This is a genomic window from Pseudoduganella umbonata, from assembly GCF_014192225.1.
Taxonomy (GTDB): Bacteria; Pseudomonadota; Gammaproteobacteria; order Burkholderiales; family Burkholderiaceae_D; genus Rugamonas; species Rugamonas umbonata.
The window spans coordinates 438,924-452,715 of the sequence record NZ_JACHXS010000001.1; the positions used below are offsets into that span (position 1 = coordinate 438,924).

Below are 13,792 nucleotides of genomic sequence, written 5' to 3' on the forward strand. Positions count from 1 at the left end.
AGGCGGTTCAGAACTGGAAGTACAGGAAATCGCTGGGGCGGTTCAGCGACAGCACGCCGAGGACGGCCAGCGCGCCGACCAGCACCGCGTGGCGCCGCGCCGGCCGCCACGCCAGCAGGCTGCTGGCCGGCCCGTCGCCGGCGGCATCGAGTGCCGGTGCGAAGCGGTGCATGATCTGCTGCGTGTTGGGCAGTGCGAAGGCGATGGCGCCGGCCGCCGTCACCCAGCCCCACGTCTCGATGAAGCGCACGGTGCCGCCCTGGTACCAGCCGATGCCCATGCCGTCGAGCGTGGCTTTCAGGCCGCCCAGGTGGGCGCCCAGCGTGGCCGGCAGCTGCACGCCGTGGCCGCCCGCCATGCCGGCCAGGATCGCCTGGGCCGTCGGCAGGTCGGGCGCGCGGAAGAACACCCAGGCCACGCAGACGGCGGCGAACGTCAGTGCCCAGCCGGCGAATGCGCCGGCCCGGCCGCCGCGCCAGCCCCTGCGCTGCGCGAGGCCGCGCCAGGCCTGGCCGATCACCAGGTACAGGCCGTGCAGGCCGCCCCAGATGACATAATTCCAGCCGGCGCCATGCCACAGGCCGCCCAGCAGCATGGTGGCCATCAGGTTGGCCGAACGGCGCGCCGGCCCCCGGCGGTTGCCGCCCAGCGGGATATACAGGTAGTCGCGCAGGAAACGCGACAAAGTCATGTGCCAGCGGCGCCAGAATTCCATGATCGACGTGGCCTTGTACGGCGACGCGAAATTGAGCGGCAACTGCACGCCGAACAGCCGCGACAGGCCGATCGCCATGTCGGAGTAGCCGGAAAAGTCGAAATACAGCTGGAACGCATACGCCAGCACGCCGCCCCAGGCCACCAGCAGCGACACGTCCTGCGGCTCGGCGAACAGCACGTTCGCGTACGGCGCCAGGTTGTCCGCGACGAGCACTTTCTTGCCCAGGCCGATGAAGAAGATCGACGCGCCCACGGCGAAATTCCCGGCACGCGGCCAGCGGTTCCGGTCGTCGGCGAACTGCGGCATCATCTCGCCGTGATGCAGTACCGGGCCGGCGATCAGGTGCGGGAAATACGTCACGAACAGCAGGTAATGCAGGAAGCGGCTCTCGCTGACGTGGCCCCGCGGTATCGACCAGGAAGGCGATCTGCGTAAACGTGAAGAACGAGATCCCGATCGGCAGGACGATCTGCAGCGCCGGTACCTGCCAGCCGGTGGCCTGCGCCAGGCTGGCCGCAAAGAAGCCCGCATATTTATACCAGCCCAGCAGCGCCAGGTTGGCAGCCAGCGCCGCGGCCAGCCAGCGCGTGCGCGCAGTGCCGTGCGCCGCGCGGATCTGCAGCGAGCACGCGTAGTTGCCCCCGATAGACGCCAGCAGCAGCGGCAGGTAACGCAAGTCCCACCACGCATAAAAGAACAGCGATGCAAACGCCAGGACCAGGTTGCCGTATTCGCGGCCGCGGCGCGCCGCGGCGAAATACGCCAGCAGCACCACCGGCAGGAAGCCGAACAGGAATGGGTGGGAATTGAACAGCATGGCGATCGTCCTGGGAAGGTGCAGGAATTATAACTTCGGCAACTTATTTGCGGGCAATAACCATCGCCTTCGCTTCATCCGGCAGCGTGAGTGTTGCCACCGCGATACGCGTGACTTTCATGCAACAACCAGCGTGGTGCGTCGCTGCACGGCATCGGTGCGCACGACGCATTCATGCGGCTTTCCGGCTGTTAAAGATGCCCCGAAGCATCCAAAAACAGTGCACGTGTTTTACCTATAAAACGCGGATTTTTATTTGAAACAAAGCGCTGGCGCAGCCAATGAAAGCTGCTATATTTGTCTCACACGCAGCTCATATACGAACTACCGTTTCATATATGAGACAGACCCCAGCGGTGTTCACACACCGCCCACCGTGAGAGACAAATGATCGAAATCGAATTCCGCGCCGTCGGCAAGAGTTTCATCGACCGGCAAACCTCACAACCGCGCCCCGCAGTTTCCAACGTCAACATCTCCATCCGCAGCGGCGAAGTAGTCTCCATCATCGGCCCGTCCGGCTGCGGCAAGAGCACCTTGCTGAACATGGGCGCCGGCCTGTACCTGCCCACCAGCGGCGAGGTGTACGTCGGCGGCCAGCTCGTCACGAAGCCGGTCCGCAAGGTCGCCTTCATGCTGCAGAAAGACCTGCTGATGCCATGGCGCACGATCCGTGCCAATGTGGCGCTGGGCCTCGAGATCGACGGCGTCAATGCCCGCGAACGCGAGCGCGTGGCCGACGACCTGCTGGCGAAGTGCCACCTGAAGGGGTTCGAAGACCATTACCCCTTCCAGCTGTCCGGCGGCATGCGCCAGCGTGCCGCGCTGGCCCGCACGCTGGCGGTCGATCCGCAGGTGCTGCTGATGGACGAACCGTTTTCCGCGCTGGACGCGCAGACCAAGATGATCCTGCAGCAGGACCTGGCCAGGATGCTGTATGAGAAGCGCAAGACGGCGCTGTTCATCACGCACGACCTGATCGAGGGCATCGCCCTGTCCGACCGCCTGCTGGTCATGAGCGAACGGCCCGGCACGATCATCGAAGAGATCGTGGTCGACCTGCCGCACCGCGACAACCCGCTGGAACGCCGCAAGCTGCCGGAAATCGGCCCGCTGGCCGGCCGCCTGATGGAACTGCTGAAAGTCGGCAAGGACCAGGAAGCGGAACTGCATTGAAAGAGCACTTGCATCACGTCTGTCAACGATCGATCGGGAGTCACTAATGAGCATGCATAACAAGATCCTTGCCGCCATCGGCTGCGCCGTGGCACTGGCCGCGGCGCCGGCCCTGGCGGCACCGGAAGAAGTCACGTACCTGCTGCCGGCGCCGCCGAACACGCCGGCCTTCGCGCCGTGGATGATCGCCCAGCAAAAGGGCTATTACGCGGCCGAGAACCTGAAGGTCACGTTCGTCGCGGCCAAGGGCGGCGTCGACGTGGCCAAGCAGATCGGCGCGGGCAATGCGCTGATCGGCGGCGCGATCGGCGATACGCCGATCATCGTGCGCGCCAATGGCGTGCCCGTGAAAGCCATCGCCGTGCTGGGCGCCGGCTCGCTGACGATGGTCGGCGTGCGCGAGAACGAGGGCATCAGGACGCTGGGCGACCTGAAAGGCAAGACCATCACGGTGATGTCGTATACCGATACCACCTACTACGCGCTGCTCGGCAACATGAAGAGCATCGGCATGGGCAAGACCGACGCCGAGATCCAGGCTGCCGGCCCGTCGGGCGTGTGGCAGGTCTTCGCGGGCGGCAAGGCGCAGGCGCTGGCCGGCGTGCCGGACTGGATCGTCAGCGCCAGCGATGCCGGCGCCAAGATCGACATTATCGAGACGGCCGGCTTCAAGAGCATGGCGCAGGCGATCCTCGCTTCCGACGAGACGATCCGCACCAAGCCGGAACTGCTGCGCCGCCTGGTGCGCGCCACGCTGCGCGGCATGGAAGACATCATGAACGACCCGAAGGCCGCCACCGCGACCTACGTGGCCGCGGTGCCGTCCTACCGGGGCCGCGAAGCGAGCATCGAGCAGATCTTCAACATGTACCGCAAGTACGTCTACGCGGACCAGAAGCCGCTGGGCCGGATCGACGCGGCGCGCATGGACGGCGTGCAGAAGTTCTATGTCAGCGAAGGCATCGTCAGCCGCGCCGCGGCCGTGAACGACCTGTTCACCAACCAGTTCGTCGTCGCGGGGGCCAAATGAACACCGCCACCACGATCGCCACCCCCGCCATGGACAGCGGCCTGAAGCTCAGCCCCGTGCTGCGCGACAAGGCCTTCACCGTGGCCGGCAGCCTGCTGGTGCTGGCGCTGTTCCTGGCGGCCTGGGAATGGGGCCCGGGCTGGCTCGGCATGCCCGAGTTCATCCTGCCGCGTTTCTCGCGCGTGGTGCAGGAAGCGGTCTTCATGTGGCAGCACAGCGACCTGCTGGGCCACTTCACGATCACCGCCGCCGAGGTCGTGGCCGGCTTCGGGCTCGGCTCGCTGCTGGGCCTCGCCGTCGGCGTCGCGCTGGGCCTGTCGCCCCGCGCCGAAGCCATGCTGTCGCCGTACATCCTGGCGCTGCAGATCGCCCCGAAGGTGGCGTTCGCACCGCTGTTCGTGATGTGGCTGGGCTACACGATGTACCCGAAGATCATCGTCGCCGTGCTGATCGTGTTCTTCCCCGTGATGATCAACGTGCTGTCGGCGATCCGCACGGTGGACCCGGACATGGTGAACCTGGTGCGCACGCTCAATGCGAGCCGCTGGCAGATCTTCTGCCTGGTCGAATACCGCTCGGCGCTGCCGGCGCTGTTCTCCGGCCTGCGCATCGCCTCCACGCTGGCCGTCATCGGCGTCACGGTCGGCGAACTGGTGGGCGGCAACAAGGGCCTCGGCTTCCTGCTGGTCGACGGCGAAGGGCAGGGCAATACGGCGGCCGTGTTCGTGGCGATCTGCGCGCTGACCCTGACCGGCATCGTCACCTACGCCGCCGTCGTGTGGGCCGAACGCAAGGTGCTGCATTACCTGCCGCGCGCCGCCACCAGCACAAAATAAGGAGCAACAGATGACCGATATCTCGAAACTGCTGGCCGGCCGCCGGGTGCTCGTCACCGGTGCCGCGCGCGGCCTGGGCCTGGCCTTCGCCACCGCAATCGCCGAAAGCGGCGCGAAAGTGGCGCTGGCCGACATCCTGCACGACGTGCTGGCCGGCAGCGTGGCCGCGCTGCGCGGACGGGGCCTGGACGTGCAGGGCTTCCCGCTCGACATGGCCGACCCGGCCTCCATCGAGGCCTGCGCCGCGGCCGCCACCGGCTGGCTGGGCGGGCTCGACGGCCTCGTCAACAATGCCGCGATCACCAACTCGGGCGGCCGCCCGTCCGAACGGATCGACATCGCCATGTGGGACAGCGTGATGGCCGTGAACGTGCGCGGCACCTGGCTGATGACCAATGCCTGCCTGCCGGCGCTGCGCGCATCGGGCCACGGCGCGATCGTCAACCTGGCGTCGGACACGCCGCTGTGGGGCGCGCCGAACCTGCTGGCGTACGTGGCCAGCAAGGGCGCCGTGATCGGCATGACCCGTTCGCTGGCCCGCGAGGAGGGCAGCCACGACATCACCGTCAACGCCGTGGCGCCGGGGCTGACCAAGGTGGAAGCCACCGAATACGTGCCGGCGCAGCGTTACCAGACCTACCAGGACGGCCGCGCCCTGCAGCGCCTGCAGGTGCCGGACGACGTGACGGGGGCGGTGCTGTTCGCACTGTCGGACCTGTCGCGCTTCGTCACCGGCCAGGTCCTCGCCGTCAACGGCGGCTTCGTCATGAACTGATCAAAGGAGAACACAATGACCGACGTATCCGAACAGAAGAACATCGCCCGCAGCTGGGACCAGCCGGCCGGCGCCACCTTCGAGGACTGGATGAACACCCGCATCGCCCGCTTCTCGACCCGCAAGTACGACTGGAACGCGCTGAAGTTCCAGGCCGACTTCGACCCGAAATACGGCCGCGCGCAGATGCGCTACATCGGCACCGGCGGCACCGGCGTGGCCAGCGACAGCAGCGTGATCCCGTCCGAGCACTTCACGTTCTCGACGATGATCATCCCGGCCGGCCACGAGGGCCCGCCGCACCTGCACGTGGACGTCGAGGAAGTGTTCTTCGTCCTGCGCGGCAAGCTGAAACTGGTGCTGGAAAAGGATGGCGAACGCTTCGAGACGATCCTGACGGACCGCGACGTGGTGTCGATCCCGCCGGGCGTGTACCGCGAGGAAATCAACATCGGCGAGGAAGATGCGCTGATGTGCGTGATGCTGGGCGCGCAGAAGCCCGTCACGCCCACGTACCCGCCCGAACATCCGCTCGCCAGCGTCAAGCGGAACTGACCATGCGGCCCGGTATTACGCCCGACCTCACGTCCACGCTCATGTCCAGCGCCATGCCAAACGACGCCCCAGGCAGCCGTGCCGAGCCCGATGGCCTGCAGGCCGCGCTGGCCGAACTGGCCACGCGCTTCCCGGAGCGCACGATCGCCACCGAAGGGGGCACCGTGTCGTACCGCGAAGCGGGTGCCGCCGGCGGTCCCACCTTCCTGCTGTTGCACGGCATCGGGTCGGGCGCCGCCTCCTGGCTGGACTGCGCGCTGGAACTGGCGCGCCACGGCCGGGTGATCGCCTGGAACGCGCCGGGCTATGGCAGGTCGGCGGCATTGGCCAGCGCGCAGCCCGGCGCCGGCGCCTATGCGCTGCGGCTGCGGCAACTGGTGCAGGCGCTGGAACTGGACGGCGTGACGCTGGCCGGGCATTCGCTCGGCGCAATGATGGCGGCGGCCTATGCGGCTGGACACCCGGCGCGGCTGCAGCGCCTGGTCCTGCTCAGTCCCGCCCGCGGCTACGGCCTGCCGGCACGGCTGGCGCAGGGCGCCGGGGTGCTGCGCGACCGGCTGTCGACGCTGGGCGAACTGGGCATCCCCGGCATGGCCACGCAGCGCTCGGCACGGCTGCTGTCGCCGGGCGCCACGGCCACCCAGCGCGACTGGGTACGCTGGAACATGGCGCAGCTGCATCCGGGCGGCTACACGCAGGCGGTGCACCTGCTGTGCGGCGATGCGATCGAAAACTATGCGCAGCCCGCGCTGGCCGCGCTGCCGGCCGCCGTGCTGTGCGGCAGCGAGGATACGGTGACGACGCCGGAGGACAGCCGCGCGGTTGCCGGGCTGTTCGGATTTCCGTATGCGCCGGTCGCCGGCGCCGGCCATGCCTGCTATGTCGAACAGCCCGCGGCCGTGGCGCGGGCGATCCTGGGCAGCCGATAACATGAACCATGACAATGACAACAACCAGCGAGACCAACATGAGCAACAAGCCTGAACAGCCTGACGACGACGGCGCCGACAAGTACACGGTGCCGGGCCTGGAACGGGGCCTGCGCCTGCTGTGCGAATTCTCCCGCCACGACAAGAACCTGTCGGCCCCGGAGCTGGCCAAGCGCCTCGACGTGCCGCGTTCCACCGTGTTCCGCCTGCTGACGACCTTGGAACGGATGGGCTTCGTCGAGCGCAACGAGGGTGGCCGCGACTACCGCCTCGGCATGGCCGTGCTGCGCCTCGGTTTCGAATACCTCGCGTCGCTGGAACTGACCGAGATCGGCCGCCCGCTGCTGGAGCGGCTGCGCGAGGAAATCGGCTACTCCACCAATATCGTCGTGCGCGACGGCCGCTCGATCGTGTACGTGGCCAAATCTTCCATGCCGGCGGCATTCGTCAGCAGCGTCAATGTCGGCACGCGCCTGCCGGCCCATGCCACGGTGCTGGGCCGCGTGCTGCTGCAGGACATGACGCTGCCGCAATTGCGCGAGATCTACCCGGAAGAGCACCTGAAGGTGTATTCGGAAAACACGCCGCAGACGGTGCTGGACCTGTTCAACCTGGTGCAGCGCGACCGCGAGCGCGGCTACGTGCTGGAAGAAGGCTTCTTCGAGCGGGGCATTTCCACGATGGCGGCGCCGGTGCGCGACCACAGCGGCAAGGTCGTCGCCGCGCTGGGCGCCACGATCCCGGAACCGCATATCGATGCGTCGCGCCTGGATTCGATCGTCGGCCACGTGCGCTCGGCCGCCGAAGAACTGTCCCGGCTGCTGGACCATGTGCCGGCCAATTCCGCCCAGGTCGTGAACCTGTGGCAGCGCTAGGAGGCGGACCATGGGTATGACAGACCTGACGGGCCGGGTGGCCGTGGTGACGGGCGGCTCGTCCGGCATCGGCTACGCCACCGTCGAACAATTGCTCGACTGCGGCGCCGCCGTCGCACTGTGCGGCCGCGATGCCGCCCGCCTGGAGGGCGCCACGGCCCGGCTGCGCGACCGTTTTCACCAGGCCCGGCTGCTGGCGCAGGTGTGCGACGTGCTCGATCCTGCCCAGGTGGCAGCGTTTGCCGCCCGCGTCGAGGCGGACCTCGGCACCGCGAGCATCCTCGTCAACAACGCCGGCCAGGGCCGCGTGTCGACGTTCGCCGACACCACGGATGCCGCGTGGCTGGAAGAACTGCAGCTGAAATTCTTTTCGATCCTGCATCCGACGCGCGCCTTCCTGCCGCAACTGCAGCGGAACCGCGGCGCGATCGTGTGCGTCAATTCGCTGCTGGCCGTGCAGCCGGAACCGCACATGGTGGCCACCTCGGCCGCCCGGGCCGGCGTGCACAACCTGGTGCGCTCGCTGGCCACCGAATTCGCGCCGTCCGGCGTGCGCGTCAACGGCATCCTGATCGGCCTCGTCGAATCGGGCCAGTGGCGGCGCCGTTTCGACGCCCGCCCACCCGAGGAACAGGCGCTGGACTGGGCGCAATGGAGCGCCCGGCTGGCGCAGAAAAAACAGATACAACTGGGCCGTCTCGGCCTTCCCGACGAAGCGGCGCGCGCCATCCTGTTCCTGGCCTCGCCCCTGTCGTCCTACACCACAGGCAGCCATATCGATGTCTCCGGAGGACTTTCCCGCCATGCGTAATTCAACGAGCAAATCACATAAAATCACCGTCGGCTGCGCCATCGCGGCTTTCCTCGAACAGTGCGGCGTGAAGGCGGCGTTCGGCGTAATCTCGATCCACAACATGCCGATCCTCGATGCCTTCGGCGAACGCGGCAACATCCGCTTCGTGCCGGCACGCGGCGAGGCGGGCGGCGCCAACATGGCCGATGCCTATGCCCGCACCACGGGCGGCCTGGGCGTGTGCCTGACCAGCACGGGCACCGCGGCCGGCAATGCCGCCGGCGCCATGGTCGAGGCGCTGACCGCCGGCACGCCGCTGCTGCACCTGACGGGCCAGATCGAAACGCCGTACCTGGACCAGAGCCTGTCGTACATCCACGAGGCGCCGGACCAGCTGACGATGCTGAAAGCCGTGTCGAAGGCGGCTTTCCGCATCCGCAGCGAGGATACCGCGCTGTCGACCGTCAAGCAGGCCGTGCAGATCGCGCTGACCGCGCCGATGGGCCCCGTCAGCGTCGAGATCCCGATCGATATCCAGGCCGCGCTGATCGACATGCCGGCCGACCTGACGCCGCTGCCGGTGCCGCGCCACGTGCCGTCGGCCCATGCGCTCGACGAGTTGGCCGCCCAGCTGGCCAAGGCGAAGCGCCCGATGCTGTGGCTGGGCGGCGGCAGCCGCGGCGCGTCGAAGGCCGTGCAGCGCCTGCTGGCGCTGGGCTTCGGCGTCGTCACCACGACGCAGGGCCGCGGCGTGGTGCCCGAAGACGATGGCCGCTCGCTGGGCGCGTTCAACCTGCACAAGCCGGTAGAACAGTTCTACCAGGATTGCGACGCGATGCTGGTGGTCGGTTCCCGGCTGCGCGGCAACGAAACGCTGAAGTACGAGCTGAAACTGCCGCGACCGCTGTTCCGCATCGATGCCGATCCGGCCGCCGAAGGCCGCTGCTACAAGAGCGACTATTTCGTCTGCGGCGATGCCGCGCTGGCGCTGGACGGCCTGGCCGACCGGCTGGAAGGAAAAATGGACGTCGATCCGTCGTTCCTGCGCGACCTGCGCAAGGCGCGCGACACGGCGGCGGCCGGGCTGGTCGATGGCCTCGGCCCATACGGCAAGCTGGTCGACGAACTGCAGCAGGCGGCCGGGCGCAGCTTCAACTGGGTGCGCGACGTCACGGTGTCGAACTCCACCTGGGGCAACCGCCACCTGCGCATCTTCGACCCGCTGGCCGGCGTGCACGCACTGGGCGGCGGCATCGGCCAGGGCCTGGCGATGGGCATCGGCGCCGCCGTCGGCGCGGCCGTGACGGCCTCCGGCAAGAAAACCTTCTGCCTGGCCGGCGACGGCGGGTTCATCCTGAACCTGGGCGAGCTGGCCACCGCCGTGCAGGAGCGCGCCGACATGGTGATCGTGCTGATGAACGACAAGGGCTATGGCGTGATCAAGAACATCCAGGACGCGCAATACGGCGGCCGCCGCCACTACGTGGACCTGCATACGCCGGACTACGCGGTGCTGGCCGAGGCGTTGCAGCTGCGCCATGCGCGGGTATCAACGCTGTCCGACGGCGCGAACGGCATCGCCGCGGCCCTGCGCCGCGCCGTTGCCGAGCCGGGCCCGTTCCTGCTGGAGATCGACATGCTGTCGATCGGCAGCTTCAAGACGGCCTTCGCCGGCCCGCCGGTGAAGGTTACCGAGCCGACGGTTGCGGAAGCCACCGCAGCCACCGAGGCCCCGGCCATTGCGTAAGGAGAAGCCATGCTGCATGTATCGATGATCGGCTGCGGCGCCATCGGCGCCGGCGTGCTGGAACTGCTCAAAAGCGATCCCGAGGTGGTGTTCGACTTGGTGATCGTGCCTGAAAACGCGCTGGACAACGCCGGCGCCACGGTGCGCCGGCTGGCCCCCGAGGCGAAAGTGGGCCTGGGCCTGAATGGCACCCGCCCGGACCTGCTGGTCGAATGCGCGGGGCACCGCGCGATCGAGGAACACATCATCCCGGCGCTGGAATCGGGCATCGCCTGCATGGTGGTGTCGGTGGGCGCGCTGTCCGAACCGGGCCTGGCCGAGCGGCTGGAACAGGCGGCGCAGCGCGGCGGCACCCAGGTGCAGCTGCTGTCCGGCGCGATCGGCGCGATCGATGCGCTGGCCGCGGCCAGCATCGGCGGGCTGGATTCCGTCGTCTACACGGGCCGCAAGCCGGCCGGCGCGTGGAAGGACACGCCCGCCGAGCGCGATTTCGACCTGGACGCGCTGACCGAAGCCACGGTGATCTTCGAGGGCTCGGCCCGCGAAGCGGCCCGGCTGTATCCGAAGAACGCCAACGTGGCGGCCACGCTGTCGCTGGCGGGCCTGGGCCTGGACCGCACGCAGGTGCGCCTGCTGGCCGACCCGGATGCCACCGAGAACGTGCACCACGTGGAAGCCCATGGCGCGTTCGGCGGTTTCGAGCTGACCATGCGCGGCAAGCCGCTTGCGGCAAATCCGAAGACGTCCGCGCTGACCGTGTTCAGCGTGGTGCGGGCGTTGAACAACCGCGCCCACGCGCTGTCGATCTGAGGCCGCCATGATGAACCTCCAGGATGTACAGAAGATCTGCGTCGCCGGCGAATGGCGCCCGGGCGGCGGCGATGTCTACGCCACGCTGTATCCGGCCACCGGCGAAACGGTGTCGACCCTGCGCGCGGCCAGCCTGGCCGACGTGGCCGAAGCGATCGAAGGCGCCGACCGCGCCTTCCGCACCAGCGGCTGGGCCCAGCGCAAGCCGCATGAACGGGCCGCCGTGCTGTACCGCGTGGCGCAGCTGATCCGCGAGCGCGGCGAGGAGCTGGCGCAGCTGCAGCGGCTCGACAACGGCAAGCCGATCTCGGAAACGCGCAACCTCGTCGCCAGCGCGGCCGGCACTTTTCAGTTCTTTGCCGCGGCGTGCGAGACGCTGGAAGAGACGATCGCGCCGGCGCGCGGCGACTTCCTGTCGATGAGCGTTTACGAGCCGATGGGCGTGGTGGCCGCCATCACGCCGTGGAACTCGCCGATCGCCAGCGAGGCGCAGAAGATGGCGCCGGCACTGGCGGCCGGCAACGCGGTGGTCGTCAAGCCGGCCGAGGTGACGCCGCTGCTGGCGCTGGAACTGGCGCGGATCTGCGAACAGGCCGGCGTGCCGCGCGGCTTGATCAGTGTGCTGCCCGGCAAGGGTTCGGTGATCGGCGACGCCATCACGCTGCACCCGCTGGTGCGGCGCGTGTCGTTCACCGGCGGCACCACCACCGGCAAGCACATCGCGCACATCGCCGCCGACAAGATGATGCCGGTGTCGCTGGAGCTGGGTGGCAAGTCGCCGACCATCGTGTTCGACGATGCCGACCTCGATCACGCGGTGGCGGGCGTGCTGTACGGGATCTTCAGCTCGTCCGGCGAATCGTGCATCGCCGGCTCGCGGCTGTTCGTCGCGCATGGCATCTACGATGCGTTCCTGGAGCGGCTGGCCGCCGGCGCCGCGGCGCTGCGGGTGGGCGACCCGGCCGACGAGAAAACGCAGATGGGCCCGCTGATCACCGCGCGGCACCGCGACAGCATCGAATCGTACGTGGCGCTGGGTGTGTCCGAAGGCGGCCGGCTGCGTACCGGCGGCGCACGGCCACTGGGCGCGCAGTTCGAGCGCGGCAATTACTACCTGCCGACGATCATCGAAGGCGTGCGCAACACCATGCGCATCTGCCAGGAAGAGATCTTCGGCCCGGTGCTGGTGGCGATGCCGTTCTCGGATGAAGGCGACCTGGTGGAGCAGGCCAACGACAGCGTGTATGCGCTGGCGGCCGGCATCTGGACGCAGGACTACAAGAAAGCCTGGCGCTTCGCCCGCGCCGTGCAGGCCGGGAACGTGTGGATCAATACCTATAAACAGTTTTCGATCGCGACGCCGTTCGGCGGCTGGCGCGACAGCGGGCTGGGGCGCGAGAAGGGCCGCCTCGGCATCCTGCAGTACATGGAACAGAAAAGCGTCTACTGGGGCATGAACGACATGCCGCTGCCGTGGGCGCAGGGAGCGAAATGATGGACGTATCGGGTATCGATGAAATCACCTACGGCGCCGACGACCTGCCGGTCTGCCGTACCTTCTTCCTCGACTGGGGCCTGCAGCTGGTCGAGGAGGACGCCAGCCGGCTGGTGTTCGAGTCGCTGAACGGCTGCCGCGTGATCGTGCGGCGCAGCGACGATGCGGCGCTGCCGCCGGCGATCGAGCCGGGGCCGACGCTGCGCGAAGTGGTGTGGGGCGTGACTTCCGCCGACGTGGTCGAACGCTTCCGCCAGGTCGTGCGCGACCTGCCGGGCGCGGTGGACGAGGGCGGCCGTGTCGGCTGCACGGATCCGAACGGCCTGGCGATCCGCTTCCAGGTCAGCCGCAAGCGCGACGTCGAGGTGGAATGCGCGCAGATGAACACCTGGAGCGACAAGCCGCGCATGAACCGGCGCAGCCCGGCGTACGAGCGCGCCGCGCCGATCGAAGTGGGCCACGTGGTGTTCTTCGTGAAGGACGTGGCGGCCTGCGAGCGGTTCTACTGCGAGCGCTTCGGCTTCGTGCCGTCGGACCGCTACCCGGGCCGCGGCGCCTTCCTGCGCTGCGCCACCGAGGGCGGCCACCACGACATCTTCCTGCTGCAGACGCCGGATGCGAAAGTGGGCCTGAACCACGTGGCCTTCACGGTGCGCGACATCCATGAAGTGTTCGGCGGCGGCCTGCACATCGCCCGGCAGGGCCATGAAACGCAGCTGGGCCCGGGCCGGCACCCGATCTCGTCGGCGTACTTCTGGTACTTCCGCAATCCGGCCGGCGGCCTGATCTAATACTACGCCGACGAGGACCAGTGCGACGAAGCCTGGGAAGCGCGCGACTTCGAGCCCGGCCCCACCGTCTTCGCCGAGTGGGCGATCGACGGCGGCCTGGATGGCCACACGCGCCGCCAGCGCAACGCGAAAGCGCCCGAAGGCAAGTTCCTGACCGAAAAGAAATCCTGAGCCCGATCCTGACCCGGATACTGAGCCAATTCCCGAGGAGTACACCATGCACCCACCCCGCTACCTGAACACCCACCAGGCCCGCAACCGCGTGCCGACCGCGTGGGAAGACCTGCTCGGCGACTCGATCGAGCGCGCCTTCGCCGCCGGGATCGCCGACCTGCCCGCGCTGGTGGCGCACCTGAACCGCACCGGCCCGAACTACCCGGGCGGCGGCGAATGGACCGAAGAATCGTACCGCGCCGAGATCGCGCGCCTTGCCGCCGAATGCTGA

General features: G+C 68.1%; 14 protein-coding genes and 1 pseudogene. 14 read left to right on the forward strand and 1 reads right to left on the reverse strand.

Annotation, left to right across the window (positions count from 1 at the left end; all coding sequences use genetic code 11):
* Nucleotides 1-7: 7 nt before the first annotated feature.
* Entirely contained in the window at nt 8-1,078 is a 1,071-nt protein-coding gene (locus tag FHS02_RS01800; protein ID WP_371861449.1) for an MBOAT family O-acyltransferase, read from the reverse strand.
* A 77-nt stretch (nt 1,079-1,155) separates the two neighbouring features.
* Here FHS02_RS01800 and FHS02_RS32030 point away from each other — a divergent pair, with 77 nt between their 5' ends.
* The 14 genes and pseudogenes from FHS02_RS32030 to FHS02_RS01865 all read left to right on the forward strand — a co-directional run bounded on the left by FHS02_RS32030 (nt 1,156) and on the right by FHS02_RS01865 (nt 13,792).
* Nucleotides 1,156-1,353 (forward strand): hypothetical protein, encoded by a 198-nt coding sequence (locus tag FHS02_RS32030; protein WP_229422937.1) that lies wholly within the window; start codon nt 1,156-1,158, stop codon nt 1,351-1,353.
* A gap of 569 nt (nt 1,354-1,922) precedes the next feature.
* The gene (locus FHS02_RS01805; protein ID WP_137312530.1) at nt 1,923-2,711 is read left to right on the forward strand and encodes an ABC transporter ATP-binding protein; all 789 of its coding nucleotides are present in this window, start codon (nt 1,923-1,925) and stop codon (nt 2,709-2,711) included.
* A 46-nt stretch (nt 2,712-2,757) separates the two neighbouring features.
* The gene (locus FHS02_RS01810; RefSeq protein ID WP_217496896.1) at nt 2,758-3,741 is read left to right on the forward strand and encodes an ABC transporter substrate-binding protein; all 984 of its coding nucleotides are present in this window, start codon (nt 2,758-2,760) and stop codon (nt 3,739-3,741) included.
* Nucleotides 3,738-4,577: an ABC transporter permease gene (locus FHS02_RS01815; protein WP_137312531.1), complete on the forward strand. Its 840-nt coding sequence runs from the start codon at nt 3,738-3,740 to the stop codon at nt 4,575-4,577. The genes FHS02_RS01810 and FHS02_RS01815 overlap by 4 nt, the downstream gene beginning before the upstream one ends.
* A gap of 10 nt (nt 4,578-4,587) precedes the next feature.
* The gene (locus FHS02_RS01820; RefSeq protein ID WP_137312532.1) at nt 4,588-5,352 is read left to right on the forward strand and encodes an SDR family oxidoreductase; all 765 of its coding nucleotides are present in this window, start codon (nt 4,588-4,590) and stop codon (nt 5,350-5,352) included.
* 15 nt (nt 5,353-5,367) lie between these two features.
* Nucleotides 5,368-5,907 carry a cupin domain-containing protein gene (locus tag FHS02_RS01825; RefSeq protein WP_137312533.1) on the forward strand — a complete coding sequence of 180 codons (540 nt, stop codon included), beginning with the start codon at nt 5,368-5,370 and terminating at the stop codon, nt 5,905-5,907.
* A gap of 53 nt (nt 5,908-5,960) precedes the next feature.
* Nucleotides 5,961-6,836 (forward strand): alpha/beta fold hydrolase, encoded by an 876-nt coding sequence (locus tag FHS02_RS01830; protein WP_137312534.1) that lies wholly within the window; start codon nt 5,961-5,963, stop codon nt 6,834-6,836.
* 38 nt (nt 6,837-6,874) lie between these two features.
* Nucleotides 6,875-7,711 carry an IclR family transcriptional regulator gene (locus tag FHS02_RS01835; protein WP_137312535.1) on the forward strand — a complete coding sequence of 279 codons (837 nt, stop codon included), beginning with the start codon at nt 6,875-6,877 and terminating at the stop codon, nt 7,709-7,711.
* Nucleotides 7,712-7,721: 10 nt separating this feature from the next.
* Complete coding sequence (locus tag FHS02_RS01840; protein ID WP_137312536.1) at nt 7,722-8,522, forward strand: SDR family oxidoreductase; 801 nt, start codon at nt 7,722-7,724, stop codon at nt 8,520-8,522.
* Nucleotides 8,515-10,251, forward strand: a complete 1,737-nt coding sequence (locus tag FHS02_RS01845) for a thiamine pyrophosphate-binding protein (RefSeq protein ID WP_175424699.1) — start codon at nt 8,515-8,517, stop codon at nt 10,249-10,251. The genes FHS02_RS01840 and FHS02_RS01845 overlap by 8 nt, the downstream gene beginning before the upstream one ends.
* A 9-nt stretch (nt 10,252-10,260) precedes the next feature.
* Nucleotides 10,261-11,061 (forward strand): aspartate dehydrogenase, encoded by an 801-nt coding sequence (locus FHS02_RS01850; protein WP_137312538.1) that lies wholly within the window; start codon nt 10,261-10,263, stop codon nt 11,059-11,061.
* Between the two features lie 7 nt (nt 11,062-11,068).
* On the forward strand, nt 11,069-12,556 hold the full coding sequence (locus tag FHS02_RS01855; RefSeq protein ID WP_371861450.1) for an aldehyde dehydrogenase: 1,488 nt from the start codon (nt 11,069-11,071) through the stop codon (nt 12,554-12,556).
* Nucleotides 12,556-13,518 (forward strand): annotated as a pseudogene (locus FHS02_RS01860) (VOC family protein). The gene FHS02_RS01855 and the pseudogene FHS02_RS01860 overlap by 1 nt, the downstream one beginning before the upstream one ends.
* Nucleotides 13,519-13,564: 46 nt before the next feature.
* Nucleotides 13,565-13,792, forward strand: a complete 228-nt coding sequence (locus FHS02_RS01865; RefSeq protein WP_137312539.1) for a recombinase-like helix-turn-helix domain-containing protein — start codon at nt 13,565-13,567, stop codon at nt 13,790-13,792.

Bases quoted from the DNA above. Each gene is read 5' to 3' on its own strand.
- FHS02_RS01805 (WP_137312530.1), top strand. From the start codon at position 1,923: ATGATCGAAATCGAATTCCGCGCCGTCGGCAAGAGTTTCATCGACCGG.
- FHS02_RS01810 (WP_217496896.1), top strand. From the start codon at position 2,758: ATGAGCATGCATAACAAGATCCTTGCCGCCATCGGCTGCGCCGTGGCA.
- FHS02_RS01815 (WP_137312531.1), top strand. From the start codon at position 3,738: ATGAACACCGCCACCACGATCGCCACCCCCGCCATGGACAGCGGCCTG.
- FHS02_RS01820 (WP_137312532.1), top strand. From the start codon at position 4,588: ATGACCGATATCTCGAAACTGCTGGCCGGCCGCCGGGTGCTCGTCACC.
- FHS02_RS01825 (WP_137312533.1), top strand. From the start codon at position 5,368: ATGACCGACGTATCCGAACAGAAGAACATCGCCCGCAGCTGGGACCAG.
- FHS02_RS01830 (WP_137312534.1), top strand. From the start codon at position 5,961: ATGCCAAACGACGCCCCAGGCAGCCGTGCCGAGCCCGATGGCCTGCAG.
- FHS02_RS01835 (WP_137312535.1), top strand. From the start codon at position 6,875: ATGAGCAACAAGCCTGAACAGCCTGACGACGACGGCGCCGACAAGTAC.
- FHS02_RS01840 (WP_137312536.1), top strand. From the start codon at position 7,722: ATGGGTATGACAGACCTGACGGGCCGGGTGGCCGTGGTGACGGGCGGC.
- FHS02_RS01845 (WP_175424699.1), top strand. From the start codon at position 8,515: ATGCGTAATTCAACGAGCAAATCACATAAAATCACCGTCGGCTGCGCC.
- FHS02_RS01850 (WP_137312538.1), top strand. From the start codon at position 10,261: ATGCTGCATGTATCGATGATCGGCTGCGGCGCCATCGGCGCCGGCGTG.
- FHS02_RS01855 (WP_371861450.1), top strand. From the start codon at position 11,069: ATGATGAACCTCCAGGATGTACAGAAGATCTGCGTCGCCGGCGAATGG.
- FHS02_RS01865 (WP_137312539.1), top strand. From the start codon at position 13,565: ATGCACCCACCCCGCTACCTGAACACCCACCAGGCCCGCAACCGCGTG.